Here is a 14,143-nt window from a genome sequence, read left to right as displayed (position 1 = left end):
GCTTAGCGACAATATTAGATCGAAAAAAACAGATTATTTATTAGGTCGGGTTCGAAAAAACCGAATGATTAGCCCGAATCGGGCAATAAAAAAGCCAGCGGCATCGCGCTGGCTTTCAGGTAAGTCGCGAAGACTTAGCGGGTTAAATCATCGAAAAACTTCTTCACGCCGTCGAAGAAACTCTTCGAACGCGGGCTGTTTTTCTCACCGGTCGGGCCGCCAAAACTCTCTTCCAGTTCACGCAGCAGCGCTTTCTGTTTGTCATTCAGGCTAACCGGCGTTTCAACCACCACGCGGCACAGCAAGTCACCGACTGCACCACCGCGTACCGATTTCACACCTTTACCACGCATACGGAACAACTTACCGGTTTGCGTTTCTGACGGCACTTTCAACTTCACGCGGCCATCAAGGGTCGGCACTTCAATCTCACCGCCCAATGCGGCCATGGCAAAGTTGATCGGCACTTCGCAGTACAGGTTGTTATCTTCACGCTCGAAGATCGGGTGTTTTTTCACCGACACCTGAACATACAGATCACCAGCCGGTGCGCCATGCTCACCCGCTTCCCCTTCGCCGCTCAGACGGATACGGTCACCGGTATCAACACCCGCCGGGATCTTCACTGACAGGGTTTTTGAGCGTTCAACACGGCCATGTCCATGACAGGCGTTGCACGGATCTTTGATGACCGAACCACGTCCGTGACAAGTCGGACACGCCTGCTGCACGGTGAAGAAGCCCTGGCGCATCTGCACCTGGCCTGCACCATGACAGGTTGGACAGGTTTGCGGCTGGGTACCCGCTTTGGCACCGCTGCCGTGGCAGACATCACACTCTTCCAGGGTTGGAATGCGGATCTCTTTGGTCACGCCGCGTACCGCTTCTTCCAGCGTCAGGTCCATGTTGTAGCGTAAATCGGCGCCACGGGCAGCGCGCTGACGGCGGCCACCACCAAAGATATCGCCAAATACGTCGCCAAAGATATCGCTGAAGTCAGCACCGCCACCGAAGCCGCCGCCGCCAAATCCACCGCCGCCCATGCCGCCCTGTTCAAACGCAGCATGACCGTACTGATCGTAGGCCGCACGCTTTTGCGCGTCGGTCAGAATTTCGTAGGCTTCCTTAACCTCTTTGAATTTCGCTTCGGCTTCTTTATCGCCCGGGTTACGGTCCGGGTGATATTTCATCGCCAGGCGCTTATACGCCTTTTTGATTTCGCGCTCATCTGCCGATTTAGAGACGCCTAAGATCTCGTAAAAATCACTCTTCGCCATCTTCTGCCCTTAACATGATCGCACGGGCGTGGAGAGATCTCCTACGCCCGTGCTGGTTTCAACGGCTGTCAGGCCAGCCGTCGCGCCCGGTCAGGGGCAATTATTTTTTATCTTTAACTTCTTCGAATTCAGCGTCGACAACGTCGTCATCTTTCTTCGCGGAAGCGTCGCCAGCATCTGCTGCGCCCGCCTGAGCCTGCTGCTGTGCCATTTCCATCAGTTTGCTGGAAACCTGCATCAGTGCCTGCATCTTCGCTTCGATGTCGGCTTTGTCTTCGCCTTTCAGCGCGGTGTTCAGATCGTTCAGCGCAGATTCGATCGGTGCTTTGTCATCGGCAGACAGTTTGTCACCGGCTTCATCCAGCTGCTTACGGGTGCTGTGCGCAATCTGGTCGCCCTGGTTACGCGTCTGCACCAGCTCTTCAAATTTACGGTCAGCTTCGGCGTTAGCTTCAGCGTCACGTACCATTTTCGCGATCTCTTCTTCATTCAGACCAGAAGAGGCTTTGATGGTGATCTTCTGCTCTTTACCGCTGTTTTTGTCTTTCGCTGATACGTGCAGGATACCGTCCGCATCGATGTCGAAAGTCACTTCAATCTGCGGCATGCCGCGCGGTGCAGGCTGGATACCGTCGAGGTTAAACTGGCCCAGTGATTTGTTATCGCTGGCACGTTTACGCTCACCCTGCAGCACGTGAATGGTCACGGCAGACTGGTTATCTTCAGCCGTTGAGAACACCTGGCTGTGCTTGGTCGGGATGGTGGTGTTCTTGCTGATCAGCGAAGTCATCACGCTACCCATGGTTTCGATACCCAGAGACAGCGGAGTTACGTCCAGCAGCAGAACGTCTTTCACGTCACCGCCCAGCACGCCGCCCTGAACCGCTGCACCCACGGCAACCGCTTCGTCCGGGTTAACGTCTTTACGCGGCTCTTTGCCAAAGAATTCAGTCACTTTAGCCTGAACCAGCGGCATACGGGTCTGACCACCGACGAGGATCACGTCGTTGATGTCAGACACTGACAGGCCAGCGTCTTGCAGCGCCACTTTCAGCGGCTCGATAGAACGCGCCACCAGGTCTTCGACCAGTGATTCCAGTTTCGCACGGGTCACTTTGATGTTCAGGTGCTTAGGACCGGTCGCATCCGCAGTGATGTACGGCAGGTTAACGTCGGTCTGCTGTGCAGAAGACAGCTCAATTTTCGCTTTCTCTGCCGCTTCTTTCAGACGCTGCATCGCCAGCGGATCGTTGTGCAGATCGATGCCCTGATCTTTCTTGAACTCCGCAACGAGGTAGTTAATCAGACGGCTGTCGAAGTCTTCACCACCCAGGTGGGTATCACCGTTGGTTGCCAGTACTTCAAAGGTTTTCTCGCCATCAACTTCATCGATTTCGATGATAGAGATATCGAACGTACCGCCGCCCAGGTCATAGACCGCGATGGTGCGGTTGCCCTGACCTTTGTCGAGGCCGTAAGCCAGCGCCGCAGCAGTCGGTTCGTTAATGATACGTTTGACTTCCAGGCCCGCGATACGGCCGGCATCTTTGGTTGCCTGACGCTGTGCATCGTTGAAGTAAGCCGGAACGGTAATTACCGCTTCAGTCACTGGCTCACCGAGGAAATCTTCCGCGGTTTTCTTCATTTTTTTCAGCACTTCAGCAGAGATCTGCGGCGGAGCCATTTTCTGGCCTTTCACTTCCAGCCAGGCATCACCGTTGTCAGCTGCGGCAATTTTGTACGGCATGATTTTAATATCACGCTGCACTTCTTCGTCCTGGAAACGACGGCCGATCAGGCGCTTAATCGCGAACAGGGTGTTCTGCGGGTTAGTCACCGCCTGACGTTTAGCCGGTTGACCGACCAGAGTTTCGCCATCTTGTGTATAAGCAATAATTGAAGGCGTGGTACGATCACCTTCGGCATTTTCCAGCACGCGTGCTTTGGTGCCGTCCATAATCGCAACACAAGAGTTGGTTGTACCCAGGTCAATACCAATAATCTTACCCATCTAAACGTCTCCCACTTAAATTCTTTGTCAAATTGGGTTGTGAAGCAGAGATGCGGTCAAATCTTGCCGCTTTCAACTGCCTGAGCAGGCTTTTTTTCCTGCACCACAACTCTCGATGAGAACTAAATGGGGCCGCTTCGAAGCGCATCAAGGGTTAAAACTAAAAAAATTTTAATTATCTCTCCCCACTCAGATCAAAGATGCCCAGGGACTGGCTGATTATTATGCTGCGCCCCCTTCGCCCATTGCAGGCTGGCGGGCCAACACAACATTCAGATATTGAGACTGACCTTTGAGGAACTATGCGTACTAACATTCTGGCGAACCCTGCGCCACTGGGCTTAATGGGCTTTGGTATGACCACCATTCTGCTCAATTTACACAACACCGGACTCTTCGCGATGGATACCATCATCCTGGCGATGGGGATCTTTTATGGCGGTCTGGCACAGATTTTTGCCGGTCTGCTGGAATTCAAGAAAGGCAACACCTTCGGCCTGACGGCGTTTGCCTCTTACGGTAGCTTCTGGCTGACCCTGGTGGCGATTTTGCTGCTGCCCAAAATGGGGCTGTCGGAAGCGGCGGACAGTCACTTCCTCGGCGCTTACCTCGGGTTATGGGGCGTGTTTACCCTGTTTTTATTCTTTGGCACCCTGACCGGCCCCACCATGCTGCAATTTGTCTTTGCCAGCCTGACAGTGTTGTTTGGCTTGCTGGCGATTGGGCATCTGCTGGATAACACGATGCTGGTGCATATTGCCGGTTGGGTCGGCCTGATCTGCGGCGGGAGTGCCATCTATCTGGCGATGGGCGAAGTGCTGAATGAACAATGGGGCCGCACTGTGCTGCCGATTGGTCAGCCGCGCTGAAGCGCAACGCGGAGCCGGTTGGCTCCGCGTCTGGTGTTATGACGAGTGAATTGAGGCCTCAAACTGTACGCTTTCCTGTCGGTTATCTCGCAACAACCAGATCCCCACGCTAAAGCCAATCACTGCCAGCGCCAGCACATACCAGGCCGGCGCCATCGGCGTCAGACGCATAATTAAGGTCACGCTGATCGGCGTCAGGCCACCAAAAATCGCGTAGGCAACGTTATAGGAGAAGGAGATACCGGTGAAGCGGACTGCTGCCGGGAAGGCGCGTACCATCACAAACGGCACCACCCCCACCACGCCAACACTCAACCCAGCCAGCCCATACCAGGCAAACAACATCTCCGGCGTACTGCCGAGTTGATGGAAGAAGTTCCAGCTACCGATAGCCAACAGCAACGAACCGACCAGCAGCGTGCGCGCCGCACCGAAGCGGTCTACCAGCCAGCCCGCGATCACGCAGCCAAACAGCAACATCACAGTGGCAAAGCTGTTGGCCTGCAAGCTGAGCGCCGCCGGAATGGCGTGCTGTTTTTGCATCAGCGTGGGTGCCATCAGAATCACCACCACAATACAGGCAGAGAGCAGCCAGGTGAGCAGCATGGAAATCACAATGCCGCGTTTGTGCTGCGTCAGAATGGTTTGCAGCGGCAATTTATCGGCCAGCGCTTTACGCTGCTGCATCTGCTGAAACACCGGCGTTTCATGCAGCCAGCGTCGCAGATACATCGCCAGCAGGCCAAACACGCCACCGAGAAAGAATGGGATGCGCCAGCCATGCGCGGCAATCGACGCCGGGGTCATCGTGGTATTGATAATGGTCGCCACCAGCGAACCCAGCAAAATTCCGGCGGTTAACCCTGCGGTTAAGGTGCCGCAGGCAAAACCCACGCGTTTTTCTGGCACGTGTTCCGCCACAAACACCCATGCGCCAGGGACTTCGCCACCAATCGCCGCGCCCTGCAACACGCGTAGCAACAACATCAACAGCGGCGCGGCGATGCCAATGCTGGCGTAAGTCGGCAACGCGCCCATCGCCAGCGTTGGCAGTGCCATCAGCAGGATGCTCAGGCTGAACATCTTCTTCCGGCCAACTTTGTCGCCAAAGTGCGCCATGATAATGCCCCCGAGCGGGCGTGCCAGATAACCCGCAGCAAAGATCGCGAAGGTCTGCACCTGACGCAGCCATTCTGGCATATCCGCCGGGAAGAAGAGTTCGCCGATCACCGCAGCGAAGAACACAAAGATGATGAAGTCGTAAAATTCCAGCGCCCCGCCAAGGGCAGCCAGCGACAGCGTTTTATAATCCTGTCGGTTGAGGCGACGAGTTGCGAGCGAATCCATAACGTAGCGGCATCCAGAGGCAAAAAAAATCTAGTTGTAAAGTTAGGATTACTATACCGTCAATTTTTTGCCACACCAGTACGTCTGAATTTTATGCCTGAAAACGGCGATATTCAGACGTTTGTCTCACGCCTCGCGCTTTTTGGCCGAAATGCTGCTACCACTAGCGGGTCGGTCTCGACATAAGGCCCGTCCAGCAGCTGTAAACAATACGGTACAGCAGCAAAGATACCCGGCACCTTAACGGCCCCGCCCTCCCCTTTCAGTCCTTCAAGCGTTTCTTTGATCGATTTCGGCTGGCCGGGCAGATTGAGGATCAGCGACTGTTTGCGGATCACCCCTACCTGACGCGACAGGATGGCTGTCGGCACAAATTGCAGGCTGATCTGGCGCATCTGTTCGCCAAAGCCTGGCATCTCACGGTCGGCGACGGCGAGGGTGGCATCGGGTGTCACATCACGCCGCGCCGGCCCCGTGCCACCGGTGGTCAGCACCAGATGGCAGAATAGCTCATCCACCAGTTCGCAAATCGCCTGCTCAATCATCGGCTGCTCATCCGGCACCAGCCGGGTTTCGATGGTGAACGGTGTGGTCAATGCGCTGCCAAGCCAGCTTTCCAGCGCCGGAATGCCCTGATCCTGATAAATGCCGTTCGCCGCGCGATCGGAAACGGAAATCAATCCAATACGTAATGTATCCATAGAGTTATCGCTGTGGTGCATGAGGGGGATAAAAAGAAGAATAATACAAAGCGAAAGGGAGAGAAAACCTTAAAGCCGTGGCGGACAACCTGTGCCGCCACGGTACGATCACTTACAGCAGTTCAGCAATCATCTTCTCAAGTTTGCCCTGGTCGATGGCAAAGTTGCGGATGCCTTCCGCCAGTTTGGTGACGGCCATCGGGTCCTGGTTGTGCTGCCACAGGAACTCGGCTTCGGTCATTTTCGCCGGACGCGCCTTCACTTCGCCGCTGTAGCTCAGTTTACGCTCAACAGCGCCTTCGCTCTCAGCCAGCTCTTTCAGCAGGTTCGGGGAGATAGTCAGACGGTCGCAACCGGCCAGCTCAATGATTTCGCCGACGTTACGGAAGCTGGCACCCATCACCACGGTTTCGTAACCGTGTTGTTTGTAGTAGTTGTAGATCTCAGAAACAGAAACCACGCCCGGATCTTCGTGCGCAGCGTACTCTTTCTTGTCGGTGTTGGCTTTATACCAGTCGAGGATACGGCCTACGAACGGAGAGATCAGGAACACGCCAGCTTCAGCACAAGCACGCGCCTGGGCGAAGGAGAACAGCAGCGTCAGGTTACAGTTGATGCCTTCTTTTTCCAGCTGCTCAGCAGCACGGATACCCTGCCAGGTAGAAGCCAGTTTGATCAGGATACGATCGTTGCTGATGCCAGCATCGTTATACAGTTTGATCAGGCTACGCGCTTTCGCGATGCTTGCTTCAGTGTCGTAAGACAGACGCGCATCGACTTCAGTCGAGATGCGACCCGGAATCAGTTTGAGAATTTCCAGACCAATGTTGACGGCCAGCTTGTCAGAAACCAGCTGTAACTGCTCTTCTTTGTTGCTGCTCTGCTGACGCGCCCAGCTAATGGCTTCGTCAATCAGTTTGCGGTATTCAGGAATTTGAGCGGCATTGAGGATCAAAGAAGGGTTGGTGGTGGCATCTTGCGGTTGATACAGCTTCATTGCCGCGATATCACCGGTGTCGGCGACCACAGTAGTCAGCTGACGCAAGGAAGTAAGTTTGTCCGTCATGGTTCTCTTTTCTCTTAGGTTGACTGTCAGGGTGAAAAAGGCTGTTGCGATAATATCACGCGGTAACCATGGTGCAAGGTCGCGACGTGCCCTTTCCGATAGCACGGACAAATGGGAACGATTTGCCGATCCGTCACGCTTTTTTGCTACACTCGCCGAACAAATTTTCCGTTAATACCCTGAAAAACTTGGGGGTAAACCGAGGACAAAACCATGCTGATGGTCATCTCGCCAGCCAAGACTCTGGATTTTGAAAGCCCGCTGGCGACACAAACCTTTACCCAACCGGCGCTGTTAGAAAAGTCACAACAGCTGATTGATGTCGCCCGCGATCTGTCACCGGCACAAATCGCTTCGCTGATGGGCATCAGCGATAAACTGGCCCATCTGAATGCTGACCGCTTCAACGACTGGCAGCCGCCTTTCACGCTGGAGAATGCGCGCCAGGCGATTCTGGCATTCAAAGGGGATGTCTACACCGGTTTGCAGGCGGAAACCTTTAGTGAGAAAGATTTTGCCTTTGCCCAGCAGCATCTGCGCATGCTGTCGGGTTTGTATGGCTTGCTGCGTCCGCTGGATTTGATGCAGCCCTACCGGCTGGAGATGGGGATCAAACTGGCGAACGCGGCGGCGAAAGATCTCTACGGCTTCTGGGGCGATCTGTTGACGGAGAAGCTGAACGCGGCGCTGGCGGAACAAGGCGATGAGGTGCTGATTAACCTGGCTTCAGATGAATATTTCAAAGCCATCAAGCCGAAAAAACTGGCCGGTCGATTAATTAAGCCGGTGTTCCTTGATGAGAAAAATGGCAAGTTTAAAGTGATCAGTTTCTACGCCAAAAAAGCGCGTGGCCTGATGAGCCGTTATGTGATTCAACACCGCCTGACCAAACCGGAGCAGTTGAAGAAATTCGATGTGGACGGTTATTTCTTTGCGGCGGCAGAGAGCAGCGATAACGAGTTAGTGTTTAAGCGTCACGAGCAGAAATAGCCCGTAACCGCGCGATAAATCGCGCCGCTACACCGGATGAAAAAAATGGCTGGCGAATGCCAGCCATTTTTTATTATTTCTTCAGCAAAAACGCACGCAGCGCAGCAAAATCCGCTTTCAGACTATGCGACAGCAGCGGCAGGTCGGCACGCTCTGCCAGCGCTTCCGGCAGCGGCAGCGTCTGCTCCAGAATCGCTTCCACGCTCTCTTTAAACTTCGCCGGATGTGCGGTGCCGAGGAACAGGCCGTACTCACCTTCCTGTAACTGATCGCGCAGCAGACGATAAGCAATCGCCGCGTGCGGTTCAGACAGATAACCGATTTCTGCCAGCTCACGCATAGTGGCTTTGGTGGTTTCGTCGCTCACCGCCCCATAGGCGAGGTCACCCAGACGCCAGGTTTTACGGCGGAACAACTCTTCCACGCGCGGCCAGTTGTTCGGCTGGCTCACATCCATGGCGTTAGACAGCGTAGCGACGGTAGCATGCGGAGTCCATTCGCCATTGGCGAGGAAACGCGGCACGGTATCGTTGGCATTGGTCGCCGCGATGAAGCGTTTGATCGGCAGGCCGAGTGATTTTGCCAGCAGGCCAGCGGTTAGGTCACCGAAGTTACCACTTGGCACCGACACCACCAGCTGATTGCGTTTTTCCTGCGGTAGCTGCGCGACAGCTTCAAAGTAGTAGCAAATCTGTGCCAGCAAGCGACTGATGTTGATGGAGTTCGCTGAGTTCAGGCCGATGGCTTTTTTCAGTTCTTCATCATCAAAGGCTTGCTTCACCAGCGCCTGACAGGCATCGAAATCACCGTCGATGGCGATGGTTTCGATGTTACCGCCGAGGGTACAGAACAGTTTTTCCTGCAACGGGCTGATTTTGCCTTGCGGATAGAGGATCACCACGCGCACGTTTTCCATGCCGTAAAACGCATGGGCCACTGCCGCGCCGGTGTCGCCTGAGGTCGCGGTCAGAATGGTGATTTTCTCGTCTGCGCCGCTGACGTAAGAAAGCATCTGCGCCATAAAACGGCCGCCGAAATCTTTAAACGCCAGCGTTGGGCCATGGAACAGTTCCAGACAGGCGACATCGTCGCTGACTTTTGCCACCGGAGCCGGAAAAGCAAACGCGGCTTTAACACGCTCAGCCAGCTGATGTGCGGCGATTTCGTCACCGATATAGGCCGAGAGGATTTTGCTGCTACGGCTGACAAAATCCATCTCCAGCATCGCGTCGATGTCGGTCAGTTCAAATTCCGGCAGTTCGAGCGGGAAAAACAGCCCCTGCTGCGAGCCGAGGCCCTGCTTCACGGCCTGAGCGAAGCTCACCTGCTCGTTATGATCCTTAAGGTTGTAGAGTTTCATGCGTTATCCCAATTTACGTGCGCCAGCCGTATCAAGACGGCAGATATGGACGAAACCTTCTTCATTTTGCAGATAGTGTTGGCTCAGCCAGTCAGCCATCCGCTGTGCCGTTGCCATCTCGTTGCAAACGGCGAAAAGTGTTGGGCCTGAACCCGAAATACCACAGGCCAGGGCACCAATATCGGCTGCGGCCTGACGCGCGTCGGCAAAGCCCGGCAGCAGTTTGGTGCGATACGGCTCGGCCACTACATCCTGCATCAGCTTCGCGGCTAACTCTGGCTGCTGAGTATGACAGGCATGGATAAAACCGCCCAGCAAACGACCGTGTTTGATGATGTCCTGTTTACGATATTGCGCAGGCAGAATCGCGCGCGCTTCCGCCGTAGAGACTTTGATGCCCGGATAAGCCATCACCCACAGCCACTCGTCAAACGACGGCACCGACTGGCTGATAATACCGTTCTCTTCAATCATCAGCTGCACGCCGCCGAGGAAGCACGGCGCAACGTTGTCGTAATGCACGCTACCGGAGATGCGCCCTTCCAGCTCGCCCATCAGCGCCAGCAGTTCGGTGTCATTCAGCGGCTTGCCACAAAATTCGTTCATCGCCATCAGGCCAGCGACCACCGAACAGGCACTGGAGCCAAGCCCCGAGCCAATCGGCATGTTTTTTTCCAGTGTCATCGCTACCGGCACTTGTTTGCCAATCGCTTCACAAAAACGCTGCCAGCACTGATAAACAATGTTTTCCTGCGGGTTGTCCGGCAGTTTGCTGACGAAGCGCCCTTTGTTCACCAGGCTAAAGCTGTCGGCTGCTTCAACCGACACACAATCACCCAGCAGGGTGCCATCCACCGGCGAGACCGCCGCGCCGAGCACATCAAAGCCGACGCTGACGTTACCTATCGAGGCCGGTGCATAAATTTTTACCATCATCAAACTCCCAACTTCCACGACAGTGTGCGCAGCAGATCGGCAAACACACCGGCTGCGGTCACATCATTCCCGGCACCGTATCCACGCAGAACCAGCGGGATCGGCTGATAATAACGGCTATAGAACGCCAGGGCGTTTTCGCCATTTTTGACTTTAAACAGTGGATCGTTACTGTCCACCGCATCAATTTTCACCTTGCAGGCACCACCCTCTTCGATGGCACCGACGAAGCGTAACACTTTACCTTCATCGCGCGCTTTGGCAACGCGCGCCGCAAAGGCGTTGTCCAGTTCCGGCAGGCGCGCCATAAATTGCTCAACATCGGCAATCTCTGTCAGGCTGGCGGGCAGCAACGGTTCGATTTCGATATCGCTCAGCTCCAGCTGATGTCCCGCTTCACGCGCCAGAATCAGCAGCTTACGTGCCACATCGGTGCCCGACAGGTCATCACGCGGGTCCGGCTCGGTAAAGCCCAGATCACGTGCCATGTTGGTGGCTGCCGACAGGGAGACGCCCTCGTCCAGCTTGCCGAAAATAAACGACAACGAGCCAGAGAGAATACCGGAGAACTTGATCAGCTCATCCCCGGCATTCAGCAGATTTTGCAGGTTCTCAATCACCGGCAGACCGGCACCCACGTTGGTGTCATACAGAAACTTACGGCGCGACTTCTCTGCGGCTGCACGCATCTGCTGGTAGTAATTCCACGATGAGGTGTTGGCCTTTTTGTTCGGCGTGACCACATGGAAACCGTCGGCGAGGAAATCCGCGTATTGATCGGCGACCGCCTGGCTGGAGGTACAATCAACAATCACCGGGTTCAGCAGATGGTACTCTTTCACCAGACGAATCAGGCGACCAAGATTGAACGATTCTTTCGCTTCCGCCAGCGCCGCTTTCCAGTTGCTGAGATCGATACCATGCACATTGGTCAGCAACGCCCGTGAGTTGGCAATCCCGCACACGCGCAGATCAATATGTTTCTGCTTCAGCCATGCCTGCTGACGATGCAGCTGCTCCAGCAATGCCGCGCCGACACCGCCCACACCCACCACGAACACCTCAATCACCTGATCGGTGGCAAACAACATCTGATGCACCACACGCACGCCGGTGGTGACTTCATCGTTGCTGACTACCGCGGAGATGGAGCGCTCAGAAGAACCCTGGGCAATCGCCACGATATTGATATTGGCACGCGCCAGCGCGGAGAAGAATTTGGCAGAGATGCCGCGCAGGGTGCGCATGCCGTCACCGACCACCGAGATGATCGCCAGCTGTTCCACCACTTCCAGCGGGTCCAGCAGGCCATCTTTCAGTTCGAGATAGAATTCGTCTTCCAGCACGCGGCGCGCGCGGGCCAGCTCGTTCTGCGGTACGCAGAAGCTGATGCTGTATTCGGAAGAGGATTGGGTGATCAACACCACCGAGATACCGGTGCGGGACATCGCGGCAAACACGCGAGCCGCCATCCCCACCATGCCTTTCATTCCCGGGCCGGAGACGTTAAACATCGCCATGTTGTTCAGGTTGGTGATGCCTTTCACCGGGTTTTCATCGTGCTCACCTTCGCCACCAATTAAGGTGCCCGGCGCTTGCGGGTTGGCGGTGTTTTTGATCAGGCAGGGAATCTGGAACTGGGCAATCGGGGCGATGGTGCGGGGGTGAAGCACTTTGGCACCGAAGTACGACAGCTCCATCGCCTCCTGATAGGACATCGACTTCAACAGGCGCGCATCCGGCACCTGACGCGGGTCACAGGTATAGACACCGTCGACGTCAGTCCAGATTTCACAACAATCGGCACGCAGACAGGCCGCCAGTACCGCCGCAGAGTAGTCAGAACCGTTACGGCCCAGCACCACCAGCTCACCACGTTCGTTACCGGCCGTGAAACCAGCCATCAGGATCATATGTTCAGCGGGGATCTGGCTGGCGGCGATACGACGGGTTGATTCCGCGATATCAACGGTTGATTCCAGGTAGTGGCCCACGGCCAGCAGTTTTTCTACCGGGTCGATGACCGTCACTTTATGACCACGCGCCTGGAGCAACGCTTCCATGATGGCGATGGACAGCTTCTCACCACGGCAGATGATGGCGGCATTGACCGCATCCGGGCACTGGCCCAGCAGGCTGATGCCATGCAGCACTTGCTTCAATTGGGCAAATTCGAGATCAACACGCGTTTTCAGCCCGTCATAATCGAAGCCCGGCTGCGCCTCGGCCAGCCCCTGCAATAGCTCAGCAAAAATACGTTCGGCATCGCTGATATTCGGCAGCGCATCCTGCCCGCTAATGGTTTTCTCAATCATCGCCACCAGATGATTGGTAATTTTCGCTGGCGCAGAGAGTACGGTTGCAACCTGTCCCTGTTGCGCATTGCTTTCCAGAATGTCTGCCACGCGGAGAAAACGTTCCGCATTGGCTACCGAGGTCCCGCCGAATTTCAGCACTCGCATGGTTAAAGCTCTCCTGAATTTATGCCGAAAAAAAAGCCCGCACTGGTTAGGTGCGGGCTTCTTTTTTGTTTTTCCTGTATGCGTCAGCCCGCACCGTTACCTGTGGTAATGGTGGTGGTAATAATAATGGTGGTGTTCAGGCTGTTTGTACGCATTGAGATTTTTATCTGTCTGTCTTGATTGTCCGTCTGCCTTCCAGAATTAAAGCAAAGCGCACGTTAAGTCAACGAATTTGTCCTAAGGCGGATTTTTCGCCACTACGCAGTGCTGCGCTTTGCCCGGAAAATGCCATCGGGATCGTTCAACGAATAGCCACAACACCCGATCAGTCACTGCAAAGTCAGGATTTACCCGAGTTATTATCTATAAGTTTTTTTTCTACGTCATGCAGCAGCCGATGCAGCATCGCGCTGTCGCGCTGCTCCAGCAGACCGATACGTTGATCGATCCAGTCCGCCATCTTGGCATCATCATCGACCTCCAGCCGGACCAGCAATTGCTGGAAACGCGCCCGCAACGCCTGCAACTGCTGACCATCCGCCACCGCTGCGGGCTGGGCCACCACCTGATTGAGCGCAGAGAGCTGGTAGCAATAGACCATCACCGCCTGGCCGAGGTTAAGCGAGGGATAGTCGTTCGCCATCGGAATGCCGGTGAGCAAGTCCACCTGCTCCAGCTCCTCATTGGTCAATCCGCTGTCCTCACGACCAAACACCAGCGCAATTCGGTTCAGCCACTGACGCTTCTCCTGCAAAATGCTTTCCACCTGAACCGGTGTGGCGTAGTAGCGGAACTTCGCCCGGCTGCGTGCGGTGGTTGCGACCGAGAAGTCCACATCCTGCAACGCCTCACTCAGCGTGTCATAAGTTTTTACGCTATCAAGAATTTCGCCTGCGCCATGTGCCACCCGGCGCGCTGCCGGATCTTGCCAGGCATCGCTAGCGACAATGCGCAACTCGCTAAAACCCATGGTTTTCATGGCACGCGCGGCTGCACCGATATTTTCTGGTCGGGCGGGAGAGACAAGAATGAGGGGGAAATGCATGATTTTTCCATCGAACTGTTAACAACTCGGCGTATGTTGGCATGCAGAGCGAAAAATACCAACCATACGGATATAAGAA

12 protein-coding genes and 1 other annotated feature are annotated in these 14,143 nt (G+C 55.1%); of the genes, 2 read left to right on the top strand and 10 right to left on the bottom strand.

Going from position 1 to position 14,143, the window contains the following annotated elements:
- Positions 1-134: 134 nt before the first annotated feature.
- Positions 135-1,277, bottom strand: a complete 1,143-nt coding sequence (dnaJ, locus tag PAT9B_RS03170) for a molecular chaperone DnaJ (protein WP_013507810.1) — start codon at positions 1,275-1,277, stop codon at positions 135-137.
- Positions 1,278-1,377: 100 nt separating this feature from the next.
- Positions 1,378-3,288, bottom strand: a complete 1,911-nt coding sequence (gene dnaK, locus PAT9B_RS03165) for a molecular chaperone DnaK (protein ID WP_013507809.1) — start codon at positions 3,286-3,288, stop codon at positions 1,378-1,380.
- 302 nt (positions 3,289-3,590) lie between these two features.
- On the opposite strand from dnaK, the gene satP reads away from it, so the two are divergent.
- Positions 3,591-4,157, top strand: coding sequence for an acetate uptake transporter (satP, locus tag PAT9B_RS03160; protein WP_013507808.1), 567 nt, complete (start codon positions 3,591-3,593; stop codon positions 4,155-4,157).
- A gap of 36 nt (positions 4,158-4,193) precedes the next feature.
- Here satP and PAT9B_RS03155 read toward each other — a convergent pair whose 3' ends face one another.
- From PAT9B_RS03155 to tal, 3 genes are all read right to left on the bottom strand, one after another.
- Positions 4,194-5,504, bottom strand: a complete 1,311-nt coding sequence (locus tag PAT9B_RS03155) for an MFS transporter (RefSeq protein WP_013507807.1) — start codon at positions 5,502-5,504, stop codon at positions 4,194-4,196.
- A gap of 113 nt (positions 5,505-5,617) precedes the next feature.
- Positions 5,618-6,205, bottom strand: coding sequence for a molybdopterin adenylyltransferase (mog, locus tag PAT9B_RS03150; RefSeq protein WP_041525729.1), 588 nt, complete (start codon positions 6,203-6,205; stop codon positions 5,618-5,620).
- 112 nt (positions 6,206-6,317) lie between these two features.
- A complete protein-coding gene (tal, locus tag PAT9B_RS03145; RefSeq protein WP_013507805.1) occupies positions 6,318-7,271 on the bottom strand; it encodes a transaldolase in 954 nt (317 codons plus the stop codon).
- Between the two features lie 213 nt (positions 7,272-7,484).
- Between tal and yaaA the strand changes: the two genes are divergently transcribed.
- A complete protein-coding gene (gene yaaA / locus PAT9B_RS03140; RefSeq protein WP_013507804.1) occupies positions 7,485-8,261 on the top strand; it encodes a peroxide stress protein YaaA in 777 nt (258 codons plus the stop codon).
- Between the two features lie 73 nt (positions 8,262-8,334).
- Here yaaA and thrC read toward each other — a convergent pair whose 3' ends face one another.
- From thrC to PAT9B_RS03120, 5 genes are all read right to left on the bottom strand, one after another.
- Complete coding sequence (thrC, locus tag PAT9B_RS03135; protein WP_013507803.1) at positions 8,335-9,621, bottom strand: threonine synthase; 1,287 nt, start codon at positions 9,619-9,621, stop codon at positions 8,335-8,337.
- A 3-nt stretch (positions 9,622-9,624) separates the two neighbouring features.
- Positions 9,625-10,554, bottom strand: coding sequence for a homoserine kinase (thrB, locus tag PAT9B_RS03130; RefSeq protein WP_013507802.1), 930 nt, complete (start codon positions 10,552-10,554; stop codon positions 9,625-9,627).
- A gap of 2 nt (positions 10,555-10,556) precedes the next feature.
- On the bottom strand, positions 10,557-13,019 hold the full coding sequence (thrA, locus tag PAT9B_RS03125) for a bifunctional aspartate kinase/homoserine dehydrogenase I (protein WP_013507801.1): 2,463 nt from the start codon (positions 13,017-13,019) through the stop codon (positions 10,557-10,559).
- 26 nt (positions 13,020-13,045) lie between these two features.
- Positions 13,046-13,167: a sequence feature (Thr leader region), on the bottom strand.
- Positions 13,103-13,174 (bottom strand): thr operon leader peptide, encoded by a 72-nt coding sequence (gene thrL / locus PAT9B_RS29575; RefSeq protein ID WP_071783593.1) that lies wholly within the window; start codon positions 13,172-13,174, stop codon positions 13,103-13,105. Its footprint overlaps the feature before it by 65 nt.
- A 185-nt stretch (positions 13,175-13,359) precedes the next feature.
- Positions 13,360-14,064 (bottom strand): tRNA/rRNA methyltransferase, encoded by a 705-nt coding sequence (locus tag PAT9B_RS03120; protein ID WP_013507800.1) that lies wholly within the window; start codon positions 14,062-14,064, stop codon positions 13,360-13,362.
- Positions 14,065-14,143: the final 79 nt, after the last annotated feature.

It is taken from the genome of Pantoea sp. At-9b (genome assembly GCF_000175935.2).
Classification (GTDB): domain Bacteria; phylum Pseudomonadota; class Gammaproteobacteria; order Enterobacterales; family Enterobacteriaceae; genus Pantoea.
The sequence above is the reverse complement of the archived record's forward strand: the minus strand, read 5'-3'. Positions and strand labels throughout refer to the sequence as shown.